The following is a 22,881-nucleotide window of genomic DNA, read 5'->3' on the forward strand; positions in this document are numbered from 1 at the left end:
AACCGATACCTGATTGATTCAGATATCGGTTTTTTAATGCATATTACTTTTTAAGTTAGAGTCTTTATTGTGACATCAGACATTACTTAAATCCTTGGCTAAGTACCAAGCTCAAGCAAGCTCGCATTACCACCAATAGCGGTGGTATTAATCGTTCTTACCCGCTCAGTAACAAAGCGATGGAGGTAATCAGGCGTTAGCATCTCTGACATGCCTTCCATATCGGTCACGGCAATCACTTGCGTCAAAATACCATCCGTATTGGCCAGCTCTTGACTGATTGCTTGTACTTCACTGTTATTACCTGCAACAGCAACTTGGGCGAGACGATCAATATATAACAGCGTAATCGTTTGCGAATCATTAGCCACACTTAGCACATCATCGCTAATACCAGTGTCATAAAGTATTTTTGCTGCCTCATCACACATCTCAGCCTGACTAGGACAATGCAATATCACTTCATTGCCCATCAGTAATGCAGCGATTAGCTGTCCAAGTACTGCCATCGCCCGCGCAGACTCACCGCCGATGACCATCGTTTTACCACGACCAGTGACATATAAGTCGTTGGACTCACCTGTTGCACCCGTCATACGCTGTACTTTATCCAGACTGGGCGCGGCGTTCAATAAATGATGGAATAGACGCTTTGCCTTGTTGGCATCACCAGTCAGCAAAGCCAGCTTAGGTATCGCAGCCTCAAGATAAGTGGCGCGATTGACTGCGCTAAGTAATCGCCAAGCTTCACAAACCTGGGCATGATTTTTTTTAAATTCAGTCGCCATGTTGCTGCTCCTTATGCGATTTCTGGTTGAGTAAGTGATTCTGTTTTAGTATTGGTAGCAGTGTTTTGCTTAGTAGCACTTGTTTGCTCAGTAGCGACTGACTCAGAGCTTAGCTGCATGAGACGGGCGACGTAATGTGGACCACCCGCTTTTGGACCCGTGCCCGATAGACCACAGCCACCGAACGGTTGGACGTTTACGACCGCACCGATTTGGTTACGGTTGACATAGGTATTACCGACAAAGGCACGGCGTTCAATATGCTCAACAATATTTTCAATACGGCTGTGAATACCTAACGTTAAGCCAAAGCCAGTAGCATTGATAGCATCGATAAGCTTATTTAAATCACGGGCTTGATAACGCAGCACATGCAATATCGGGCCAAAGTGCTCACCACCAATCACGTCGATACTTTTGACTTCAATCGCGGTTGGTAACACAAAGGTAGACTGCTCTTGACTGACAACCGAGCTGGCACTCATCGGTGTCTGCGCCAAGATATTGGCCGTTGGCTCAGCGACCATACGTTCGATATGCGCCTCAAGACCTTGCTTGGCATCATTATCAATGACTGGGCCGACATCGGTAGCTGCATACAGCGGATTGCCTACAACCAGTTCAGCCATATTGCCTTGCAGTAGCTCAATCAACTCATCAGCCACTTCTTCTTGTACACATAGTATGCGACAAGCTGAACAACGCTGACCTGCCGAGCCAAAGGCAGACAGTACGGCATCTCTGACCACTTGTTCAGGCAAGGCTGTTGAATCGACAATCATGGCGTTCTGACCACCTGTCTCAGCGATAAACACGGGCAGCTCCCCGCTGGCTTGCGCATGATCATTTAAACTTTGATTGATACGTTGTGCCGTTTGGGTCGAGCCAGTAAAGATGACACCAGATAAATTGTCAGCAGCGGTTAATGCCCCACCCACTTCACCAGCCCCAGTGACAAACTGTAGCGCCCCGATTGGCACCCCAGCTTGATACATCAGCTGCGCACCGAAATGCGCGATTAAACTGGTTTGCTCAGCAGGTTTTGCAACGACGGTATTACCGGCGGCGAGTGCTGCCACAATCTGACCGGTATAAATAGCCAATGGGAAGTTCCAAGGGCTAATACAAACAAAGGTACCACGCGCTTTATAGACTTGGCGCGACTGCTTGCCAGATAAATCGGTAAACTCATGGGCTTTGGCGTCTAAGCGCTCCGCTTCATCCGCATAAAAACGGCAAAAATCAACGGCTTCTTTGATCTCATCAATACTGTCTTGCATGGTCTTGCCAGCTTCGACTTGGCACAACGCCATCAGTTCAGCATAGTTTTCTTCGTAGAGATCAGCGGTTTTGCGCAATATTGCCGCACGTTTTGCCGCTGGCACTGCTTGCCACGCGCTTTGTCCGGCTACTGCGGCATCAATGGCTTGACGCGCCAATTCTGCATTGGCGTATTGTACGTCGCCTGCGATAACTTCATGATTCCACGGCGCACGCACTGTATGACTATCAAGCTTCTGAGCTTTACCATCCACTGAAGAGTCATGAATTGCTTGCCCATTGATGATAGGAGACGCGGACCATGTCTTTGTTAAATGACTGTCAATCGCGGCTTTGAATAATAGCCACTGCGACTCTACAAATATATTGGGACCAAAGCTGGCACGGCGATCGCCATAAATCTCTAAAGGTAACGGAATATCCGGATTGTTTAACGTATCATTGGCTACTAGCTTGTCATACGGATGTACCGTCAGCTTATCAATCGGATAAGACTTATCTAACAACTGATGCACAAATGAGCTATTCGCGCCATTTTCGAGCAGACGGCGTACTAAATATGGCAGTAAGTCTTTGTGCGCACCAACTGGGGCATAAATACGAACAGGGATCTTGTATGTTTGTAAGATATGGTCATAAAGCGCATCACCCATGCCATGCAAACGCTGAAATTCAAAATCTCTATGCGCACTCATGGTCATCACTGATGCCAGAGTATGAGCATTATGGGTCGCAAACTGCGGCCAAATAAGTCCGCGCAGATGCTCAGACAACAAGAAGCGCGCACAGGCTAAATAAGCGGTGTCCGTGCCTTCTTTACGCGTCCAAACGGGATATCCTGACAAGCCTTTTTGTTGGGCAAGTTTAATCTCTGTATCCCAATAAGCGCCCTTAACCAAGCGTAACGGGATACGATCGCCAACTTCTTTTGCCAAGCGTGCAAGCCAAGCAAAAATAGCAACGGCGCGCTTAGAGTAGCCTTGCACCACTAAACCCAATCCATCCCAACCAGCGGTTAACGGATCCCGATAGAGCGATTCAAACAGCTTTAGAGATATCTCTAGGCGATCGGCTTCCTCGGCATCGATGCTCAAATCCACATCCACTTCGCGTGCCGCTTCGATCAGCAATAAGCAGCGCTGACGCAATAATCCCAACACCTGAGCTTCTTGCGTGGCTTCATAGCGTGGATGTAGTGCCGACAGCTTGATAGAAACTGACGGCTTTGGCATGCCCTCTTGAACTTTGACATTGGCAGTTGCTTTAATCGCATGCAAATAGTCGTTAAAGTATTTTTCGGCGTCTCTATGGGTAATCGCCGCTTCACCCAACATATCGAACGAATAGGTATAGCCTTTATTACGATACGGCTGACTGTTTTTGTTGGCGTCTTCAATCGTCTCACCAAGGACAAACTGATGCCCCATAATACGCATGGCTTTTTGCATCGCCGCCCGAATCATTGGCTCACCCATTCTTTTGGTCATTCGATCCAAAAATCCTGAAGCAGTCGTGCTATTGTCGATACTGACGACACGGCCCGTCATCATCATGCCCCACGTCGAGGCATTGACCATAAAACCATTGTCATCTTTTAAATGCTTTTTCCAGTCCGCCACACTCATCTTGTCACGAATCAACGCATCAGCGGTATAATTGTCTGGCACGCGAATCAAGGCTTCGGCCAAGCTCATCAGCAAAATACCTTCTTGCGTATCAAGGCTGTATTCAAGCAATAACGAATCAACCATTTTGATTGCTTTGCCATCATTGCGCACATATTCAACCAGCTGGCGCGTCTGATTACTAGCCGCCTCACGCTCTTCATCACTGGGTTTAGCAAGTGGTAATAAGTCAGACAACCAACGCTGCTCATCGACACTATACAAAGGTGAGATGCGCGCATACAACTCATCTGCGGACTGATCAATATAGGCTGGCGATAGCATATCGACCGGGTTAAATAAAATCGGCTCTCTCGGGGTAAACTGCTCTACTGGGTTCATACCAACTCCATAACTATCGTCTAAAAACCATGATAAATGGGCCATGAGGAAAACTGATTGCGCAAGCTTACTGCCTATAATCCTACGATATTTAATAGGAATTATTGACTGCGGCTCACAGTAATAATCAAAAGACCAAACGGCGCCATCGTAAAACGAGCAAATCCAGCATAAGCTGGAAACGTTTAAGTAGGTCGTTCGAGTGTTAAACGGGCTACGTTAACAATATAAAGGCAACAACGAACAGCTAAGCGGCATTAGTGCCTTCTTCTTGTCAGTAGTGAAAGGAGTGCGATTGATAGCTCAAGGTCGAACCTTATTAAAATAATAACCATAAGTTATCACGCTAATGAGCCCAAATCCGTCATCTTATACGGCGCTAATTCACTGTAAGAAAAACCTCTACGGCGTTGATTGAGGTGATGCGCTTAACCCAGCTATGGTATCATGAAAAAAAATTTCGAACTAACGATATTTAGGATTTAAGTCAATAATTATATCTTTTAAAAACAATTAGTTATCTATAATTTATTGGTAATGACGCTTTAGTTATAATTTTTTGTTTACTATTGGTTATTAATTGTTTTTTGAGTCGAATATTTTCCGCTAATTATGACCAATGACTTTCTTTCAAACGTAAAAAAACCCTCCTTATTACTCACTAATAAAGAGGGTTAAAATTCAAAATACTAATAAGGTTAAAAAACCAATAACCCTATTATTGGCAATGTCATACCATCAGACATTTATAACAATACTAACTTTGCCAAAAGAATCGCTGTCAAAACCCATACAGGAATTGTAATTTCAGAGAATTTACCCGTCATCAACTTCACCGCGGTAAAGGTAATAAAACCAAGCGCGATACCATCAGCGATAGAATATGTCAGCGGCGTTAATAGCAATACAACTGCGACTGGTGCGGCTTCGGTCAAATCTTCCCAATTGATGTCTTTTAGCGTGAACAACATCAATACCGACACATAGAATATCGCCCCTGCCGTGGCATAAGCAGGAATCATACCGGCTAATGGTGCAAAGAAAATACTGAGCAAAAACAGCACACCGACAGTCACTGCCATCAGACCCGTACGACCACCTGAAGCAACTCCTGACGCACTTTCAATATAACTGGTCGTTGAAGAAGTACCTAGCATGGCACCAGCAACCGTAGCGGTTGAATCAGCCAATAAGGCTTTGTCCATATTAGGGATGTTGCCGTCTTTATCGATAAGCCCTGCTTTATTGGCAATACCAACCAAGCTGCCCGCTGTATCAAACAAATCAACGAATAAGAAAGCAAAAATAACGCTGATCATACCAATATCAAACGCGCCCGCGATATCAAGCTGTAGGAACGTTGGGGCAATGGGTGGCGGTGCCGACATGATACCAGTGAATTGCGTATGCCCCGTCACCAAACTAACCAAAGTGATGAACAATATACCAATGGTAACCGCGCCTGGGACTTTTTTATAGACCAGACCAATAATGATGAAAAAGCCTAAGGCCGCCATCATGGGTGGAAATGAAGTCATGTCCCCAAGCATCACTAACGTCGCATCACGTCCAACGATGATGCCGGAGCTTTGCAGAGCAATAAACGCCAAAAATGCACCGATACCGGCAACGATACCTTGCTTCAGACTGGTAGGGATGGCATTAATAATCCATTCGCGTATCTTAAATAAGCTCAAAAGGATAAACAAACACCCTGATAAGAATACTGCTCCTAATGCGGTCTGCCACGCATAGCCCATGCCCAGCACTACACCGTAGGTAAAAAAGGCATTTAAGCCCATACCTGGCGCCAATGCCACCGGCAGTCTGGCATAAATACCCATGATAAAGCAGCCTATTGCCGCTGCCAAACAAGTAGCAACGAACACCGCACCTTTGTCCATACCCGCTTCTGCTAATACATTGGGGTTTACAAAGATGATGTAAGCCATCGTCAAAAAGGTCGTAATACCGGCTAGGATTTCCGTTTTGACCGTGGTGTTTTCACCGTTGATCCCAAAATAGCGTTCAATTGCATTCATAAGTGTCGCGCCCAGCTTGCTAGTGAAAGAACAAATTTAGTGGCGCCTAAAATAAAGATGACGTCAGCAAGCAAGTTGCGACGTCATAATCAAAAGGCAGCGGTAACAAAGAGCAATATTTTAGAGAAATTGAGCTACAAATTCAATCATTACCCGTGCCTTACGCGTTTAAAACGAAAATAAGACTGTACTGTCATTCTATTATTGGATAATAGTCGTGTTATAGAATAATCTAGCCTGCAAACCTACCTTATATCGATAAAAATCATAACTCTATCAATAAAACGCATTTTTTTTCGCTTTAAGCTTTTAAAAAAATGACCTTTTCTTCATTTAGCAGTACACTAGTCGGTTGATATAAGTGTACAGAATGCAACGAACGATACTTTGCTGTCCTACATCTTGAGTTGTCAGAGGTCTTATCTGGTCTGCGTGTGACGCTTATGCCAGTTATTGTTAATTACCCGTGAGTCCATTACATGCCTGAATCATTAAATATTATTGACCTTATTACCCAAGCCAGTCTATTGGTACAGATTGTGATGGCGCTGTTATTATTAGCGTCTTTGCTCAGTTGGGTGATTATTTTTCGTATGAGTGCACGGCTCGGTACGGCTAGGAACTTTGATCAACAGTTTGAAACGTGGTTTTGGTCGGGTGAAGATTTGGCAAAGTTGTACCAAGGTGTGCAAGGCTCGCCTGAGCGCCAAGGGCTTGAGCAGATATTTTATGTCGGGTTTTCTGAATACTTAAGAATGCACAAAAAACGCCAGCCAAAAGATGACATTATCGATGGGGTTGAGCGTAAGCTGCGGGTCGGTTTAGGACGTCAGCAGCAGTTATTAGAATCTGGGCTCACGACCCTAGCCAGTATCGGCTCAGTCGCACCTTATGTCGGTTTGTTTGGCACAGTATGGGGTATTATGAATGCCTTTTTGGGACTCTCTCAAACGGAACAGGCGACTCTCGCTTCTGTTGCGCCAGGCATCGCGGAAGCACTCATTGCCACGGCGATGGGTTTATTTGCAGCGATTCCTGCTGTGCTCGCGTACAACCACTTTACGGCCAAATCGAGCCGCTTGTACGATTCACGCGCGTTATTCTGCGATGAGATGACAGGGATGCTCCAGCGTGAGACCAGTGCTCAAAGCGTGATAGACAGAGACACTGCCCTTAACAGCAATGCCAGTCAGGTGACAGGGCTATGAAACCAAACCCTTATCGCCGTGAAAAAAAAGCGCTGAATGCGGAGATGAATGTCGTTCCTTATATCGACGTCATGCTGGTGCTACTGGTGATATTTATGGTGACAGCGCCAATGTTGATCACCGGCGTCGATGTCGAGTTGCCAAAAGAGCAAACCAATACCTTGAGTCAAAGTCAACTACCCGTGATTGTCTCTTTAACTGACAGTGGCGAGATTTTTATCAGTTATGAAAACAATGTTGATTTGCCAATTAGTGAGCCCGAGCTGATTAATACCTTGTCTAATCTGCAATCGCAGAGCAGCAATGCAGGTGCGCAGCCTTTACAAGTGATGATCAACGCCGACCAAAACAATCAATATGGCGCCATCATGACTTTGATGGCAAGCTTGCAACAAGCAGGTATCCAAAAGGTGGGATTATTAACGGGCGCCCCCTTACCCACCCCTTCATTGTAATCAATTCTATTGTTAGTATCGTTTGTTATAATAAGTGAATAATCTGATGAACCTTGTCTTTCAATACCCTGTCCATGAGTATCACTGCCATGAATAATGCGCCTGCTGTTTATGTGCCGACCCAACCTGAAGGCAATGGGCTGACACTGCCTACGCTGCTCAGCTTGCTTGCACATGGTCTGGTGATTGGCATACTTATTTATACTTATCAACATACAAAAACCGACACTGTGGAAAGCATTGAGACGGTCATGGTATCCCCTGAGCAATTGGCTGAGATGCAAGGGCAAATCCTTGCCAACCGTGCAGCGGCGGCCAGTGCTGCTATGCAAGCTGACAGCGGTGCAAGCAGTGCATCAAACACCCCATCATCAGAAAGTTTTAGCGATAGCACCAGTCAGTCAAACTCTCAGCGCGTACCTGTCTTTACCCGTTCCGATGATCCTGCCAGTCGTCCGATGCTCATGAGTGAAGAGCAGCATCAACGCATACTTGAGCAAAATCAAGAATATGAGCGTAATATGGCTGAATGGGCAGCCAAGCTAGATGAATCGGTGACAGAAGAGCATGGTCAGGTAGAGCAAAACAAAAAAGAACAGCTAATAGAAGAACAAAAACAGCTGGGTGATTTCCGTCATAAACAAAATAACCCGCCTCATATTCCACGCCCGACTGCGACTGATAAAAATTTAAAGATTGACACTGGCAGCTCTGGCAGTGCCAGTAAAAACTTTAGCTTATCAGAAGATGGTGAGTCGACCATATCTGGAAGTATGTCTGGTCAATCTAGTGGTGGTAGTCCTGCCCGTTCTAGCGGTGCTAGCGATAGTGAGATAAAAGCACTAATCAAAAAGAATCTTATATCACCAGAAGGAGCTAAGGGGCAAACTGTCCTAGCAACTCTGACTATTACTGTTGATAGCAGTGGTATTATAACTGGTTACAATGCATCAGGAAGTAACCCAAAATATAATAAAGCACTAGAAGATGCAGCTAGGGTTACTAGGAAATTACCCATTGGTCCTGACGATCCTAAATACCCTACTTTTAGCATAGAATATATTGGAACAACTAAATAAAACTCAGTATATAAAAACCTCATTTCTTAAATTTTAAAAGTATCAAGATTCTTTATTGATTTTAGGAGAATAAATTGTACAAGTATATTTATAAAAAAAAGCTTACAACTCTGTGTATTAGCGCATCATGTTTACTTGCTTCTACTAGTTTGTCTGCCAAAGAAATAGTCGTACTACAGGATAGTTTCGAAATTCCAGTCCAACAAAACCAAGTGGTTTTCGTGCCATTTGCGGGCGATTCTGTATTATCACCGATTATTCTCAATGATTTGAGTAAAACAGAATTAAAGGTGACCAATAAAGATTTACCGCAGCAGCCGCACAGTAGTAGTGAACTTTCTGGCACGCTACCCGTCTGGCAGAGCATGGGTATTCCTTACCTAGTTGTCGGCAATACTCGTAGTAACCGTGGTAAAATCGTCACCGATTATGAAGTCGTTGATGTCAAATCTGGCCGAGTGATTGAAGGCAAGCAAACCTTAACAGCTGACAATAATAAAGAAAGCCTGCGCTACGCCGGTCACGTCATCGCTGACAAAGTTTATGAGCTGATTACTGGTACGCCAGGTGATTTCTCCGGGCGTATTGCCTACATCGAAGAAGTGGGTACTGGTAAAGACAAAGTATCGCGCTTAAAAGTGATGGATGCTGATGGCGAAAACGCCAAGACCATTACCGAGGTTGCCGGTTCGATATTCTCCCCATCGTGGTCACCAGATGGTAACCGTATCGCCTACTCTGTACAGCGTGATAAGTCATATCCTGTTATCTATGTACAAAACGTGAGTGGCGGCGGAGCAAGTGCATTAACGCCTTTTAAAGGTAGCAATTTAAGTCCCTCGTTTTCACCTGATGGTAGCAAAATACTGTTTTCAAGCAGCTTTGAAGGCAGCGCTGATATTTACGAGATGAATGCCAGCGGTGGTAAACTTAGACGAATTACCAATTGGCCAAGCAGTGAAGTGCAACCAAGCTACGCCCCAGATGGCAAATCTTTTGTGTTCGTCAGCGACCGAGCAGGATTTAATAAACCACAGATTTATCGTTACGAGTTTGGTTCGGGACGTACAACCAAAGTATCCAGTAGCGGTTATGCCACCAGCCCGCAGTTTAGTAGTGATGGCTCACAAATTGCCTTTTTAAGTGGTCGCTCAGCCGCTATTATGAATAGCAGTGGCGCGGTAACCACCAATTTGGGCAATACAGGTATCGATGAAGCGCCAAGCTTTTCACCCAATGGTAAACGCGTGGTTTATGCTTCTACTCAAGGTGGCAAAGGTATCTTGACCATCAAGTCTCTAAATGGTGGTGAGTCATTTGGTAAATCTGGACAAGGCACTATTCGCTCACCAGTCTGGTCATCTAGCCCTAAATAACTTATACAGCTCCCAAGCTTTACGAGTTAATAAAAGCGTAGATAAAAAAAAGCGCCTAATACATAATTAGGCGCTTTTTTATGTTTGCTAAAAATAGCTGAGTAATTCCTATATTAAGGTCTGCTAAACATTCGACCGTGGCACTGCTGCCTTCTGGTGAATATTCAACATATCCTAACAGCTTCACTGAAAATTACTGGCTAAAAGATTAAACTGTGTTAATCATCACTTGGGTCCCCAGCTGGTGGATTGGCATGCCGCAGCTCTGCCACATCCTCGGCAGTGACGGTATCGGTAAAGCCATTCAAATCGCTGACCACATATTGAGTCACTGCAGCTATCTGCTCATTATTCATCATTCCATGGAATGAGGGCATACCGCGGAAGCCATTAATCAAGATATCAATGATGTAGTACTTCGATTGCATTTTACTGTTATTAGCCAGTGGCGGATAATAACCTGCACCGTAAGCGCCCTCGCCTTTATGCATATGACACGCCGCACAAGAGTCATGATACAGCTTGGCACCATCTGTTGTCACAAAGCCATTGGTTCCTTCAAACTTTGCGTCCCACTTAGCAATACTTGGATCATTGTCCATAGTGGGCAGTGAGCTGTTATCGACGATATTGATAGGAGGTGCTGTAAGCTCTTCACGACTCATATAGACGCCGCCCCAAGCGCCCGTATTACGGCTCGCCTGATAGTCATCCGTTGTGATACCTTCTTTCTCTTGTTCGCTAGCCACTGTCTCTACATCATCTGACTGTTGACTACAACCTAACAGTGCTGCACTGCTCATCACACTCAGCAACATCACAGTCAGCAGTTTGGGTGTCATGTTTTTCATGACTTTTTTCTTCAAGATTGCCTTCTTCACGATTGCATTGTCCATGATAGCCTCTGAATTTTTATAGTTATCCATATTAACCAAATATTTAACCGAGCATTTTTGCTTTTTGATGTAGGCGCTTTGCGGCATCCATACCAGATAAAATAGCGCCCTCTTGCCACGCTGGAATATGTGAACAATGCTCGCCCGCCAGTACAATACGGTTATCAATGCTGCACAAAGTGTCGTAATGCTGACGACGAGTTGATTCATTCCAAATTCCATAACAACCGAGCGTCCACGGGATACGATGCCATACTACTGACGTACCGGCGCGGAACTCTTTTGTATACTGGGGATGAATATACTTACCGTAAGCGAGCGCGACATTGATACGTTCTTGCGGCGTCAAAGTATTAAACTTATAAGATGTCGGGCCGTAACCATAGGCTCCTAGTAGCACTCCAGTACCATCTTTAAACATATTCTGTGAAGGATAGGCAATCTGTGCAATGGGCATATCGGTATAAGTCAATCCACCAAATATCCACTCGTCTTCTTCCCAAAAGCGGCGATTAAACTCTAAGCCAACTTTATAAGAAGTCTCATAAGGTACTGCCGCCATGGCTTCTTTCATCGGTTTTGAGACGTTAATATCCATTTGCGTCAGCACCGTTAACGGGATATTACACACGCACCAATCGGCACGTATGGTTTTGGTTGCCCCGTCTGGGCTGTTGCTATCGACATAATCGACAGTCACACCGCTTTCATCTTGATGAATTTTGGTTACTTTTGCGTTAAACTCAATCATATCGCGACATTCGCGGGTAAAGGCATCACCGATTTTGCCCATGCCGCCTACTGGCTGAAACATGGTTGGTTGGTGACCATAGGTCATATGATTGCCATAAATATCCGCCCACATGCCTGAATCTAAGATTTCACTGATAGGCAAAGGCTTTGACGGTTTTGCATCAGGCATCAAGCCACCACCGGGAAAGACACTGAAACCGCGATGCTTACTGGTCTCATTACTGGCGCGATAACGATAATCTTTATCGAGCACACCCCAGCCTTTTAAACCTTCAAGCAGCTTTTCTTTATCCTCAGTATTAACCGAGCGATCAAGACCACCAACGTTAACTGACTTTGACAACAGCTCAGCCACATGGCCTTGAATATCATTTTTTACATCACCCAAACGCTGTGGGACACCATCAAAATGAGTGGTACGGTGCAGATAGGCACGATCATTGGTTTGAATAAAGGGCTGCATCTCGACGCCGAACTGTTTGCAATAATGAAAGACAGCATAGTGATGACTGGGCAGACGCCACGGTCCACCATTAAAATAATTACCCTCTTCAAAATCACAGGTCACTTCTTCGCCACCCAGCTCAGTATATTTGTCCCCGCTGTTGAGTGTCCAGCTACGACCACCACCACGGTTTTGGAACTCAAGTACTTTGACATCGTAGCCCGCTTTTCGTAGCTCATACGCCGCAGTTAACCCACCAAGACCGGCACCAAGAATGACAATACTAGCGCCTGCAGGTGCACCCTTAAGATCCATGGTTTCTTTAAAGCTCGATTCAGAAGCAAACCCAAGGGTCGTCATCGCTTGATACATCGCGGTTGCACCTGCGGTTTTACCGATCATCGAGAGCAGTTGGCGCCGCGTTGGTGATTGAAGCATATCTTTCATAATAATGTCCTTAAAGTAGACGTCGTGTATAAAGGCAGGCATTGTTCTTTGGCATTTTGCTTTTATTATCGGCTCAGTTTATATCGAACGTTTGTCTTGCCAAGCCTTAATGCACTACCGTTTTGACCTTAATTCTCGTACTGTAATCAGCGTCTAATACGCCTTTATAAATTCTTTGTTCGACCATTTATCTAAACATAGTCAAACTAAGCGCGGCGTCTAGAGCGTAAGATGGCGCGGATGATAAATACAATGATAGCAATCGCAACGATAATACCTATTATCGCCAATAAGCCTGCGTACTTAATCAAGAAAGGCTTATCAACGCCAGTATTTGCGATGCGATCAACATCATCAGCACTCACATCACTGCTAGCAAGACCACCAAAATTCACCCGTACGTAGTTGGCAATACCAGCGATTTGCTCACTATTTAACTCGTCTGAAAACCCTGGCATGATAGGCGACGTATTGGTTGCCCCTTCTACCCCATGAAGAATCATATTAACCAGCGCATCGGGCTGGTCACGGCGGATACTGCTCAGGCCAACGATAGGCGCATAGCGAGCATCAGGCTGACCATAACCGTTAACACCATGACAGCTACCACAAGCGGCCAGATATAATGACTCTGGAGCGTTACTGCCATTACCTACTGCCGCTTTTGCCTGTTTCAAATACTCTTTTTGCGCCAGCAAGTCATGCGTGATAGATTCGTTGATTGGCGTTGGCAGACGCGACACATCCACCGCAGACACTTTGTCTTCGGTTTGGACAGCAGGTACGGCTTTTAGATAAGACGCAATGGCGCTTAAGTCTTCATTTTTTAAGTAGCGGGTACTGTGGGCGACTGCTTCACCCATGGGGCCACCAGCGTATGCACGTTGATCAAGCTCGCCTGTACGCAGATAAGTGACGATATCTTGCTCACTCCAGCTACCGATACCGCTTGACTCATCTGGGGTAATATTTGGCGCATGCCAGTTGCCGAGCTGAGCACCAGATAGGTACATACTCTTATCAAAACCCATCGTACTATTACGTGGGGTATGGCAAGTGCCACAGTGCTCTAGATTATTGACCAGATATTCACCGCGTTTTTGGGTCTCGTTCAGTCCGTCGCGCTTTTCAGTAGACGGTACGTTGAGAAAGTTCCAACCCAACATTAAGCTGCGAATATTAAAAGGAAATGGCAGATCCGTTTTTTCTTCGGGGGCTTCGTCAACCGCTGGTACCGTCTGTAAATAAGCAAACAGCGCACTGATGTCTTCCTCTTTCATGCCGCTGTAAGAAGGATATGGCATGGCAGGATAAAGCATATGGTCAGGCGCACGACCTTTTTGCAGCGCATTCTTTAAGTCCGCTTCGGTATAGTCGCCGATACCGTAACGTTTGGATGGGGTGATATTGGTGGAATAGATCTCTCCCATGGGGGTCTCGATTGCCGTCCCGCCGGTATAGTCCTCGCCGTGACAGGCCATACAGTCAGCAGCGCGAGCAATATAAGCACCGCGATTGACAAGCTCACTATTGGCGGGGCTGACATTAGGTAGGCTTGCGTTGGGCAAGCTCGCATTAGGAAGGTTGACACCTTCAGCCATGACGGCGCTGGAGGTGATACCAATGGCTAGCATTGATAACATCACAGAGAGTGGCTTCATAATATCCTCATATAGCTGGCATCTAGGGTGTTTTAATTATTTTTAGCACATAATATCTATTATTTAGCAGTATCCATTCATTGTTTGGCAATATCTAAGTCTTTGCCTATGAGGCATCTATGAAGATTAGTTACCGTAGAATGTCTGCCTTCACCACTAATGTAAAACTATTTTGCTGTTATTGCTTAAATAGTAACTTAACCACCCTATTTTTTTACAAAAATAAAAGATTTTATCATTAGAGGTTGGGTTTTATTATTCAAACCATATATTCATATTATTGTTAACAACGATAAAAAATTCCTTTTAAAAACAATTACTAATAAATATCAACTGCTTTATCTGTTTTTTATAATGACGAAATTTTAGTAATAAAACTCAATAATTCTATTTTTTGACTGTTATTTTTAATTTCGAGCGTACATAATAGATACATAGTGCAGAAACCATACTATGTCTACGCTTCACATTATACTGAGGTATATATGAGGTTAGCCGTTGCATAATGCGGTAATTTGTTTATGATGAACGCTGTTTTTAATGCTGGCAATTGTGTCCTGAGATACCATTATGAAATCCTTTGTCATGACCTACATACTCTCGGCAGCGCTACTATTAAACGCATGCCAATCTTTTCAATTTGTCGAAAACCCCATTCCTGTCAAACCATTACCCGCCAAAAACCTTAGTAAATAATTTTACTAATGGCAATAAAAAAAGCAGCTATCAAATTGATGTCTGCTTTTTTATTTATTAGGCCGTGTCATGATTTTAATAATGGTGATAAAAAAGAGATAAATTTGCAGTCCAAAGTGGAAATAGTGCCGTTAATTTCTGATTATATTGCAAGTCTCAGTTACGACAATTAATCCCTATTTATGCTAATAAAAGCAATCTGACTTTAGCCAACTGCAATGACTGGTCGATGCTTGATAATGGTCTTGGCTAAATGATCACCAAACCAGATAGCCGTATCGATATCACCTTTACCAGGGGTTTCCTCAGGAGGGCCGTCAAGGGATTGCGTCATGAGCCCCAAAAAGCTCGACAGACGATTTAAATCATGCGATTCATGACCTGTCGGCATCAAGGGTAAACCGATCCAATTCATGCCGTGCTGCATGGTATACAAACAGATCTGTTGTAAGACGGCCAATTTATCACCGCTAAGACCGCCCGAATTGGCAAAACCTGCGGCCCACTTACCTTCCCATTTGCGATGGTACCAACGCTGTGAGGTCTCATCCATAAAGGTTTTAAATCCAGCAGTCACGCTACCCATATAGACGGCACTACCAAAAACCAGCAGATCTGCCTGATCCAAAAAATCCCAGTCGACATCATGAACATCGACGGCTCTTGCCTGCGCTTCTGGTAATTGTTGGCGCGCACCCATAACGATCGCTTCGGCCACACGCTTGGTATGACCATAATTGCTATGATAAATGACGGCAATCGATACGCTCGTTGCGTCATCAGTCGCTATGGAGGTTGAAGATGCTGTGGCAGATGTATTCATACAAACTCTAATAATGGCTATAAATAATTAAATAGAAATAAAATGGCTCAAGCGTACTTAGTATTGATCAGCGACTAGCAAATTCATACTAACTCAGTATCTGACTCAGTATCTGACTGGGTGGAAGCACGGCGCACAATCACTAGCGCCATCCGTCCCGTCGCTGGTTGCTGCAAATGCGTCTGACGCCGATAAGAGTAATAACGGTCATCGCCGTAACTACAGCCTATAGCAGACTCATTACATAACGTCATACCAGCAGCAGTTAATTGGTCAGCGGCAAGTCTTGGTAAGTTTAGCTTAATTTTATCCGCATTTACTTTGGCATAATTTGCGAGTTTATCAACGGTCTTATGTAAGCGCTGAGGATTAACATCCGAATTTTTACTAGTATCAATATGGCTATCATCACCGGTTTGGTTTGCAGAATTCATCACGTAGCGCGCATCGAAGCGCTCGATATTTGCTGACGTTAATAACTGACTGTCTACGCAACCTGCCAGTAGCTTATCGCGGACTTGACTACCCACTTCATAATTCTGCTGGCTAATACAGACGCCAATCCATGCCATAATTTGCCCTGAGTCGGTAAAGCGCTCAGCAGTTGCTTGGATGACGCCACAAGCCAGCCCTTGCCAACCTGCGTGAATGGCGGCAATTTTACCACTTGCAGGTTGATATAAAACAATAGGCACGCAGTCGGCAGTCATTATCGCTAAACCAACACCCTGCTGCTGACTCAGCATAGCATCAGCCGCTAGCGGTTGCATACTTAAGGCAGTGGCGTCGATATGATGAATATCATTGCCATGTACTTGATTGACCCAATGCAATCTTTTGATAGGAGCATTTTGCGCACTCGTTGATGGCAAGCTGTTCAATTTCTCATTAATCGCCGTCAAGAGACGCATGCGATTGTCTAAAACCTTTGCCGCATCATCGTTTACATGCAAGCCCAAATTAAGCGCGCCATAGCTCGCCTGCCCTAGCTCATGCATTTGCTGACTGTTTGTATCAGCTGCACATTTATTACCATTGGCAAGTGCGGCGGTCTGAAAAACCGCCACATCGTCTAGTTGTGCTAGCAATGTCATAGGAAGCTTACTTTTCATGGCGTCTCTACCATCTCTCTCGTCACAGAAATACGTACTTAAGGCCAATTAGTCAAAAGCATTTATTCAGGATCGTAACCATCACCTAACACAGCCATCAACTGCTGCATGTCTTCAGGGATTGGCGTAGTGACTTCGATATCTTCGCCCGTCGTTGGATGAACAAAACCCAAAGTATAAGCATGCAATGCCTGTCTTGGGAAGTTAGTAATCGCTTGACGCTGCGCCTCTGTGAGACCTGCCCGCAGTTGACGACGACCACCATAGACGCGATCGCCGACGATCGGATAGGTAATATGACTCAAATGCACGCGAATCTGGTGGGTGCGACCCGTCTCAAGACCCACATCTAGCAGACAGTAATTGTCATTAAGAGCCGTCACATTTAACAAATGCGTGACCGCTTCGCGACCAGCAGTCATGACCGTCATTTTGGTACGCTGATTGCGATGGCGACCAATGGGCGCATCAATACGACGATGACGCAGCAGACTTGCCGCATCGCCAGCGACGACACACTGGTAATGACGATAGACAGACTTGTCTTTCAGTTGCTCCATCAATGCCAATTGCGCAGGTTTGGTCTTGCCAATAAGCAACAATCCAGAAGTGTCTTTGTCAATACGATGCACCAGACCGGCACGCGGAAGATGGTGCTGCTGCGGATAGTGATACAGCAACGCATTGACCAAAGTACCTGTCTGATTGCCAGCACCAGGATGAACCACCATACCGACGGGCTTATTAATCACCAAGACATCATCGTCTTCATAGACCACATCGATATCGATATCTTCTGGTTGATCTTCCCCATGCGGCTGCAGCGTCGTTGACAGATGTATCACATCGCCCGCTTTGACCCGAATCTTGGGCTTTTGCACGCTATCGTTATAGAGTAAGCTGCCGTCGCTGATCCAGCCTTGCAACTGCGCACGCGAAAAGTCGGTAAACACCAGTGATGCCAATTTATCGATACGGAGACCTGCTTGTTCTTCGGTGACGGCATAGGTTACATCGATAACGACGGGTACCGCTTGCCCTGCAGTCGACGCTTCATAATCAGCATCATCATCGTCGTCACTGTCATCAATACCTTCGTCAGCCTCATCCGTTTCATAGTCCTCAATCATCTCGTCATCGAGTCTATCACTATCTTTTGAGACACTGCCTTCTGAAACAGTACCTTCTGACGCTTGTGACAGGGTATCGTCTGCGATGAAACCATCGGATACCGTCTCTGCGTTTATGCGGTCATCAGTTTCTAGCGGCTTAGCATCTGATGATTCGTTATTTTTTAAAACTTTATTTGACATGGAAGGCTCTTGCGCTGATAAATCAGTATCTAGCGATTGATTCGGTGGTAAATGGGTGGTCATAGTATTATTATTCATAACAAATTTAGACATAAAAATGCCTGACATAATTTTATAAAGTACTTATAGCAATGCACTTCTTATAGTAATAAAGCACTTATAATAAACCACTTTATAAGAAAAATTTATAGGCAAATATAGTGCGCTATAACAAAAACAACGCCTCGCATTGACCATCAAAACCTATCTTGGTCAAGAAATCAGCGACAGTAGTGCCATAGTGTAGCATGCCAAGTGCTCAAGCCCTATAGAAGCTGCGCGTTATCTGTCATTTTATCCCTATCATTTGATCGCTAAATCATCGACAATTAACTCTCTAAAATATGACGTTGCTGTAATTTACTGTATATTTGTCGATGTCAGCGCCATTCGATATCGCTCGTTGCGACGGCTCATGCTAAACTGCAAAGCTGAAACGTAATAGACAGAGATGTTCAGGATATATCCGCTGGTAGGGCCTTGAATACACTAAGATAAATACGGAAGACCTTCTGCCATTCAAAGCGCTCTAGATAGATGAACGGCAAAATAGATAACGAAAAAATAGACGAAGCCGCGGTTATTCTATAAAGTAAGCTCTATTTTGCTGTATGCTATGGCACGGTATTTTTAAAAATGTACTTTTAAACTGGTACTATTAAATAAGCCATTGCAAAAACTGTATTTGATAAAAATTATGTTGATTACGAGTCGGCTTACCTATTAGCATACTCAATAATAAACCGTTAACTGGTGCGTTACGCATCGTTTTTATTATTAACCTTATATATAGCATGATAGCGCCGCTGCTATTATGCGTCTTGTGTCGGAGAAGAAGTATGCACGCTGTTGGCAATACGTTTATCAAACTGTCCTCAATCACCCTGCTTGCGCTAAGTGTCAACTTGGTGGGCTGTCAGACTTTTAAGAACCTGACCAATAAAAACGTCGATGCAGTCGAAACCGCCGAGAAGTCAGAGCAAGGCTACTATAACGATGCCATCGCTCAGATTGACAAAGCTCGTTATACCCAAGCGATTGAAGACTTGACCAATCTGCGTACTTTTTATCCTACCGGACAGTATGCTGAACAAGCGCTGCTCGATATGATGTATGCCCAATATGAAAGCGGTAAGTTTGAGTTGGCAGCAGCCAGCGCTGATCAGTTTATTGGTCTCTACCCTTCTAATCCGCAAGTCAGCTACGCCTATTACGTGCGCGGTGTGGCCAATATGCAGGGCTCATCTGAAGGCCTTAAATTGTTTAAGCTGAATCAAGCTGAGCGTGATACTGCCTATCTGCGTATCGCCTTTGCCAACTTTCAAGAGCTTATTAATAAGTACCCCAATAGCCCTTATACGCCAGATGCTGCACAGCGTATGACCTTTATTTACAATCAGTTTGCTGAAAGTGAGCTGAGTGCGGCCAGTTGGTATATTGAGCGTGAAGCTTATGTCGCGGCTATCAACCGTGCCAAATGGGTCTTTCAATACTATCCACTGAGCGAGTCTGTACCCGAAGCCATCGCCATTCTCGCCTACAGCCATGAAAAGCTAGGGCTAGCCGACTTGGCCAAAGAGTACAAAACCCTATTACAAATCAACTATCCAAATTGGCTAACCAGTGATGGACGCGTCAAGCTCAATACCAAGCGTGACCGCACTTGGTTTAACAAGCTGACCTTTGGTAAGCTTGGCCGTTCGGGTATCAAAGACAGCTCAGTCTCTCAAGGTAACTACACTGGCGCAACCAAAACCCAAGTCGTTCGTAACGCCAATCAGTTGCGATTGCCAAATGACAATGCAACTAACGCCAATGCTGCTAACGCTAATGCACCACTAAATACCTCTCCAACGAACCGTATTGGTGGTATCAATGTCGGCTTAGGTCTGCCTGAGGCGTCCTCTGAACGCGTTACCAACCAAGCCAGCACTGGCTCTACCGCTAGAGAAGCGAATGTTGATCCGCAGAACATCAACCCAACGCGCCGTACCACGCTATCCGATGAGAATAATAGCGATAGTATTCGTCTAACACCAATGGACAATGATATAGTCATAGAAGAAGCTGAATAGTTAGCGTTCATAGCCTTACACTGAAGTGATATAGCTAATCTGTAGTTATTTAAAAAGGCCAACTGATAGTTGGCCTTTTTTTGTTCATACTGATACTGAACAATATCTTTATAGATTTTATGTTTTTAATATCGATAATTGTTCATCATTAGTATCAATGCTACTGTAACACACCCGAGTTTGCAGTTACGGGAAAACTGCTTATGCCTTCGCAAACCACCCTTCTCTAACAACTCACCATAAACGTAGCAGAATTAAGCCCCTCATTATTTAACGCCATTGCCTTTTAAAAGTAGACCGGCCCCCGATAATTATCGAGGGCCAGTCAAATATTTAGGCAGGTATTAATGTATTAGTCTTCTAGTGCTTCCATAGCGTGTTGACCTACTTCTGTGTGATGCAGTACTTTGCCAAAGGGTACGGTAGTATCTCCCGGGCCTTGGGTAAATACCAGTACCGGTGTATTGGTATGGGTGCCGGTGGCCCAGACTACGTTTTGCTGTTCAGCCACTTCGCGAGCCAGCAGGTTTTGACGATTGTCGTCAGTTTGGTAAGCGAAAAAGGCACCGTTAACGTCCATTTTTGGAACGGTTTTGGTGCTTAAATAAGGATGGCCTTCGGTGTAAAGAGGATTGTCCTCGGTTGCGAGTACACGCGCAGCTTGAGCTTCTGTAATGTCAAAGCCAGTTTCAGAATTTACAATGCGAGCTAAGCTGGCAGGTGTTTGCTGGTCTGCTTCTAGTGCATCGAACTGGCTGTAAAATATGTCGCCGTAGGAGGATTTTTGCTCGTAGAGTGTATCGAGGGTCGCTACGTCGCCGAAGTTGAAGAGCGGTTGGAACTGTTGCTCTTTGAAAACGTTGCCTGGTAGGTCACGTCCGTGGGGTAGATCATTAGCAGAATAGCTGAAGCCAAAGCCACCTGTTTCGTGATCGGCGGTTACCACAATCAGGGTATCGTCACGGCCTTCTGCCCAATCCAATACATAATTAAGTGTTTCGTTCAACCGCAGCATTTCGTGCAGCATAGTGCCAGTGTCGTTGTAGTGCCCTGCCCAATCTATTTGCCCAGCTTCAATCATCAGGAAAAATCCTTCGTCGTTTTTGGACAACGAATTAATCGCTTTTTCTGACATTTCTTTTAGCGTTGGTATGGTGCGGGCGGGGTCATTCTTAGTTTGGTGCTCGGTAATACCGTTTGGCAACGATGAATAAGCAAATAAGCCAAGTATTTTACCGTCGGCCTTTTCCATCTGTGAGCGGTTGAACGCTAAATCATAGTTCTTCTGCTGTGCTTCAGCGATCAAGTTTCGGTTGTCTTTACGCTTGGATTTAATAACGACGCTACCTTCGGACAGCACTTCCAATTCTTGGCGGACAGCTGATTGCTCATCATTGACGGACTCAGGAATCCAGTAACGCAGACCACCGGACAACATGACATCTACGTTATTGTTCAGCAGGTCTTCAGCAATTTCATTTTCTAAGCTGCGATGGCTCTGGTGCGCGGCAAAGCCAGCTGGGGTTGCATGGGTAATGCGGGTATCGGACACCAGCCCGGTGGATTTGCCTAGTTTTTTGGCCTTTTCCAGTATACTTTCTGCGCTGTTACCGTCTTTATCCGTGCCAACCATCTCAGCACCAGCTAGCTTACCGGTTGCCAGTTGTGTAGCGGAAGCGGCAGAATCGACCACTAGGTTGTTGTTGGCGTGGGTCATGGAAATACCCATACGGCCGTTAGCAGCGATCCGGTCAAAGGCTGTTGTGCCGTCGGTGATTACCGAGTTTGGCGCTTGCTTGGCGTACGCCAATAGTAGACCAACTTGTTGTGGCCCCATACCGTCGCCAATGATCATAATGACGTTTTTGGCTTTTTCCGGCGTGGATTGTACTGCTTGCGGCGCAGATTGCATTGTTGTACACGCTGTCAGCATCAGGTAGGTTGTGACCATTCCTGCTGCTACTGTGGCTTTACGGACGTTCATAATAAAATCCTATTACGGTTGGTGTTTTCATGGCTATTTGGGTGCGACTATCGCCACCTCAGCTGTCGTCCAGATGTTTGCCTAGAGTGATATGGTGTAGCTCTCGTTCGTCAGCGAAGCCGATTATTTGACTGCTCTCTACCTCCAGCAGAATTAATAGACATGGCTTTTTTACGCAAACCTTCGTGAAGTACGCGCACTCCATGGCTCATTGAACTCATACCGTTTTCTTAATAACTTCCCTATTAAAATGAATCTTCATTGCAGTGAGGAAGCATTCAAACGAATACACTAACACAATTCCGTAACAATATTTCACCGAGTTTAATGACAAATTATCAGTAACTTGGCTTAATCGAAATGCCAGTATACATTTACAAAGGGCTTAAAAGTCATAACAGA

Annotated in this window: 15 protein-coding genes; 5 read left to right on the forward strand and 10 right to left on the reverse strand. The window is 44.9% G+C overall.

Annotation, left to right across the window (positions count from 1 at the left end; all coding sequences use genetic code 11):
* Nucleotides 1-98: 98 nt before the first annotated feature.
* From CXF65_RS03020 to CXF65_RS03030, 3 genes are all read right to left on the reverse strand, one after another.
* Nucleotides 99-788, reverse strand: a complete 690-nt coding sequence (locus CXF65_RS03020) for a 1-pyrroline-5-carboxylate dehydrogenase (RefSeq protein ID WP_101210990.1) — start codon at nt 786-788, stop codon at nt 99-101.
* An 11-nt stretch (nt 789-799) separates the two neighbouring features.
* Nucleotides 800-4,075 (reverse strand): bifunctional proline dehydrogenase/L-glutamate gamma-semialdehyde dehydrogenase PutA, encoded by a 3,276-nt coding sequence (gene putA, locus CXF65_RS03025; RefSeq protein ID WP_101210991.1) that lies wholly within the window; start codon nt 4,073-4,075, stop codon nt 800-802.
* 746 nt (nt 4,076-4,821) lie between these two features.
* Complete coding sequence (locus CXF65_RS03030; protein WP_025653299.1) at nt 4,822-6,117, reverse strand: NCS2 family permease; 1,296 nt, start codon at nt 6,115-6,117, stop codon at nt 4,822-4,824.
* 479 nt (nt 6,118-6,596) lie between these two features.
* Here CXF65_RS03030 and tolQ point away from each other — a divergent pair, with 479 nt between their 5' ends.
* The 4 genes from tolQ to CXF65_RS03050 all read left to right on the forward strand — a co-directional run bounded on the left by tolQ (nt 6,597) and on the right by CXF65_RS03050 (nt 10,235).
* Nucleotides 6,597-7,325, forward strand: a complete 729-nt coding sequence (tolQ, locus tag CXF65_RS03035) for a protein TolQ (protein WP_025653297.1) — start codon at nt 6,597-6,599, stop codon at nt 7,323-7,325.
* Nucleotides 7,322-7,780 (forward strand): protein TolR, encoded by a 459-nt coding sequence (gene tolR / locus CXF65_RS03040; protein WP_025653296.1) that lies wholly within the window; start codon nt 7,322-7,324, stop codon nt 7,778-7,780. The genes tolQ and tolR overlap by 4 nt, the downstream gene beginning before the upstream one ends.
* Before the next feature lie 74 nt (nt 7,781-7,854).
* Nucleotides 7,855-8,859, forward strand: coding sequence for a cell envelope integrity protein TolA (locus tag CXF65_RS03045; protein WP_227523186.1), 1,005 nt, complete (start codon nt 7,855-7,857; stop codon nt 8,857-8,859).
* 74 nt (nt 8,860-8,933) lie between these two features.
* Nucleotides 8,934-10,235, forward strand: coding sequence for a translocation protein TolB (locus CXF65_RS03050; RefSeq protein WP_227523187.1), 1,302 nt, complete (start codon nt 8,934-8,936; stop codon nt 10,233-10,235).
* Between the two features lie 218 nt (nt 10,236-10,453).
* Here CXF65_RS03050 and CXF65_RS03055 read toward each other — a convergent pair whose 3' ends face one another.
* From CXF65_RS03055 to CXF65_RS03080, 6 genes are all read right to left on the reverse strand, one after another.
* Nucleotides 10,454-11,086, reverse strand: coding sequence for a c-type cytochrome (locus CXF65_RS03055; protein ID WP_173240384.1), 633 nt, complete (start codon nt 11,084-11,086; stop codon nt 10,454-10,456).
* Between the two features lie 88 nt (nt 11,087-11,174).
* Complete coding sequence (locus tag CXF65_RS03060) at nt 11,175-12,776, reverse strand: flavin monoamine oxidase family protein (protein WP_025653293.1); 1,602 nt, start codon at nt 12,774-12,776, stop codon at nt 11,175-11,177.
* 206 nt (nt 12,777-12,982) lie between these two features.
* Nucleotides 12,983-14,437 carry a cytochrome c gene (locus CXF65_RS03065; protein WP_101210992.1) on the reverse strand — a complete coding sequence of 485 codons (1,455 nt, stop codon included), beginning with the start codon at nt 14,435-14,437 and terminating at the stop codon, nt 12,983-12,985.
* 901 nt (nt 14,438-15,338) lie between these two features.
* Nucleotides 15,339-15,956 (reverse strand): flavodoxin family protein, encoded by a 618-nt coding sequence (locus tag CXF65_RS03070; protein ID WP_101210993.1) that lies wholly within the window; start codon nt 15,954-15,956, stop codon nt 15,339-15,341.
* Between the two features lie 83 nt (nt 15,957-16,039).
* Complete coding sequence (locus tag CXF65_RS03075; RefSeq protein WP_101210994.1) at nt 16,040-17,068, reverse strand: polyphenol oxidase family protein; 1,029 nt, start codon at nt 17,066-17,068, stop codon at nt 16,040-16,042.
* A 62-nt stretch (nt 17,069-17,130) separates the two neighbouring features.
* Nucleotides 17,131-18,444, reverse strand: a complete 1,314-nt coding sequence (locus CXF65_RS03080; protein WP_025653289.1) for an RluA family pseudouridine synthase — start codon at nt 18,442-18,444, stop codon at nt 17,131-17,133.
* Nucleotides 18,445-19,259: 815 nt separating this feature from the next.
* Here CXF65_RS03080 and CXF65_RS03085 point away from each other — a divergent pair.
* Nucleotides 19,260-20,495 carry an outer membrane protein assembly factor BamD gene (locus tag CXF65_RS03085; RefSeq protein ID WP_227523188.1) on the forward strand — a complete coding sequence of 412 codons (1,236 nt, stop codon included), beginning with the start codon at nt 19,260-19,262 and terminating at the stop codon, nt 20,493-20,495.
* Nucleotides 20,496-20,847: 352 nt separating this feature from the next.
* Here the strand turns inward: CXF65_RS03085 and CXF65_RS03090 are convergent, their stop codons facing one another.
* Nucleotides 20,848-22,479 (reverse strand): alkaline phosphatase, encoded by a 1,632-nt coding sequence (locus CXF65_RS03090; RefSeq protein WP_025653287.1) that lies wholly within the window; start codon nt 22,477-22,479, stop codon nt 20,848-20,850.
* Between the last annotated feature and the right edge of the window lie 402 nt (nt 22,480-22,881).

This window comes from Psychrobacter sp. Sarcosine-3u-12, from assembly GCF_002836005.1.
Classification (GTDB): domain Bacteria; phylum Pseudomonadota; class Gammaproteobacteria; order Pseudomonadales; family Moraxellaceae; genus Psychrobacter; species Psychrobacter okhotskensis.